Source organism: Streptomyces graminilatus (assembly GCF_001418565.1).
In the GTDB taxonomy this organism is placed as follows: domain Bacteria; phylum Actinomycetota; class Actinomycetes; order Streptomycetales; family Streptomycetaceae; genus Streptomyces; species Streptomyces graminilatus.
The window spans coordinates 1-2,383 of sequence record NZ_LIQQ01000668.1 but is presented as its reverse complement, the minus strand read 5'-3'; the positions used below and the strand labels follow the sequence as shown (position 1 = coordinate 2,383).

Sequence of the window (2,383 nt, the reverse complement as noted above, 5' to 3'; positions counted from 1 at the left end):
CCCACGCCCCCAACTCCACAGACCGCCCCATCGCATCCAGCGCGCCGGCGCTCCTCACCGCATCCCCCAGGGTCGCCCCGCAAGGGGCACCCACAACCACCGACCGCACAAACCGCTCCGCCTCGATGACCTTCAGATCGTCGTACCCCATCGCATTGGCCGCCCCCGGCTGAAACGCCCCGAACTCCCCGTCCCCCGGCCCGACGAACACCGTACTGACCGGCTGATCCTGGTACGACGTACCCGCGCTCACCCCCAGCTCGTTCATCCGGCGGAAGTCCCAGAACACCGCCCCCTTCGTGCTGTGCACCTCGAAGCCGTAGTTGTTCTGCTCGCCGACGGACACCCGGCACGCCTCCAGGACCCCCCGCGCGCCGGAGGCGAAACGCAGCAGACAGGACACGTAGTCCTCGTTCTCCACCGGCCCCCGCTCACCACCCGACGACGCACGCGTGTGACCGGCCGTGGCGCCCGTCGGACGGGACCGCTCGGGCACGAACACCGCCGTGTCGGCGATGAGCGCGTCGATGTCGCCGACCAGGAACCGGGCCAGGTCCACACCGTGCGAGGCGAGGTCGCCCAGAACCCCACTACCCCCGCGCTCCCGCTCGTAGCGCCAGGTCAGCGCACCGTCAGGATGGGCCGCGTAGTCGCTGAACAGGCGAACGCGGACATGCGTGACCGTGCCGATCTCCCCGGACGCCACGATCTGCCGGGCCCGCTCCACGGCGGGCGCGTTGCGGTAGTTGAAGCCGACCGTGCCCTGGACACCGGCCCTGGCGACCGCGTCGGCGACCGCGCTCGCGTCGGCCCCCGACAGACCCACCGGCTTCTCGATCCAGATGTGCTTGCCCGCCTCGGCCATCGCGACACCGATCTCCCGGTGCAGGAAGTTGGGCGCGGTGATGCTCACCGCCCGCACGCGCGGATCGGCGGCCACGGCCCGCCAGTCACGGGTCGTCGACGCGAACCCGAACTGCGCGGCGGCCTCCTCGGCCCGGCCCGGCACCTCCTCGGCGACCATGACCAGTTCGGGCCGCAGCCCCAGCCGGGGAAAGTGGTGCGGCAGCCGGAGGTACGCCTGGGTGTGCACCCGGCCCATCCAGCCGAACCCCACGACGGCGACACCGAGCGTGCTTGCCATGACAGCCCCTTTCCGACCGGTCCCAGAACATTTTCGTCCCCCCTCATCCTCGGCCCCCGGCGCCACACCAGCAGAAGGCCGGGCACAAGGCCGGACACAAGGCCCAGCAGAAGGCCCGCCAGAAGACCGGCCGAAGACCGGAGTGACGGCGCCTCAAGCCCGGTACTCACGCAGCTTCCGGTAGAGCGTCGCCCGGGCGATGCCCAGCGCCGCCGCCGTACGGGCCTTGTTGCCCCCGTTGCGGCGCAGCGCCTCCAGGATCGCGGTGCGCTCGGCGTGCTCCATCGGGCTGAGCGGGCGCGCGGCGGGCCCTTCCCGTACGGGGTCGGGGAGTTCGGCCCGGCCGACCGGCCCCGCCGCCCGCCGGTTCTCCGCCAACGTCCGCACCAGATGGGTGAGTTCGGTGAGGTTCCCCGGCCACGGATACCGTTCCAGCGCCCGCAGCGCGTCCAGCGTCCAGGTGAGCGGCGGTGTGCCGTCGGCCGGCCGCGGCGCCAGGGCCGGGAGCAACTCGCGGATGTCCTCCGGGCGTTCGCGCAGCGCGGGCAGGGTGACCGAGCGGGCGGCCAGCGTGTCCAGGAGCCGCTGGAGGCACGGGCCCGGGGGAGTGCCGGGGGTGTACGTGGCCAGCAGATGGACGTCCGGACGCTCGTCGAGGAGACGGTTCAGCGCGGCGACGTCCGACTGGGTCAGTAGCTCCGCGTGCCGCAGGAGCAGTGGGCGGGAGCCCGGCAACTCGACGTCGCCCAGGCCGAGTTCGGGTGCCTCGGCGGCATCGAGGACCAGCGGATCGGTGCCGCCCAGCAGTTCGCGGGCCAGCGTGGTCTTGCCCGACCCGCGCTCCCCGGCCAGCAACAGGGGTTCGCTGCCGCGCGCCAACTCCCGTGCCCGGCCCACCGCGTGGAGCCACGGCACCGAACTCCCGGCCGCCCGCCCCGCCACCGGCCGGGGCAGCACGGGTACCGCCGTCACCCCCTCCGGGACCGGGTCCAGTACGGCGACGATCCCCAGCACCGGTCCGTCGCCCCGCTCCCGCACGGGACGGATCCGGGCGGTGCAGCCCGCCCCTTCGGGCAGCGCGATGTCGTACGACTCGACAGACGCCGTCGACTGCAACAGCGCTCGCGCGCCCCGCTCCAGCGCCTCCAGCACCTGCGGCGACACCAGCCGCACCGCCGCCTCGCTGACCAGCCGGTTGCGCCCGTCCAGCGCCACCACCGCGCGCTCCGGCCCGCCACC

At 73.6% G+C, this 2,383-nt stretch carries 2 protein-coding genes; both read right to left on the bottom strand.

Annotated features, from left to right (window positions below):
• A partial coding sequence (locus AOK08_RS39495) for a Gfo/Idh/MocA family protein (protein WP_055535070.1) occupies window positions 1-1,144 on the bottom strand: 1,144 nt, incomplete at its 3' end.
• A gap of 153 nt (window positions 1,145-1,297) precedes the next feature.
• Window positions 1,298-2,383: helix-turn-helix domain-containing protein (locus AOK08_RS39490; protein ID WP_277816061.1), on the bottom strand; the 1,086-nt coding region annotated here is incomplete at its 5' end.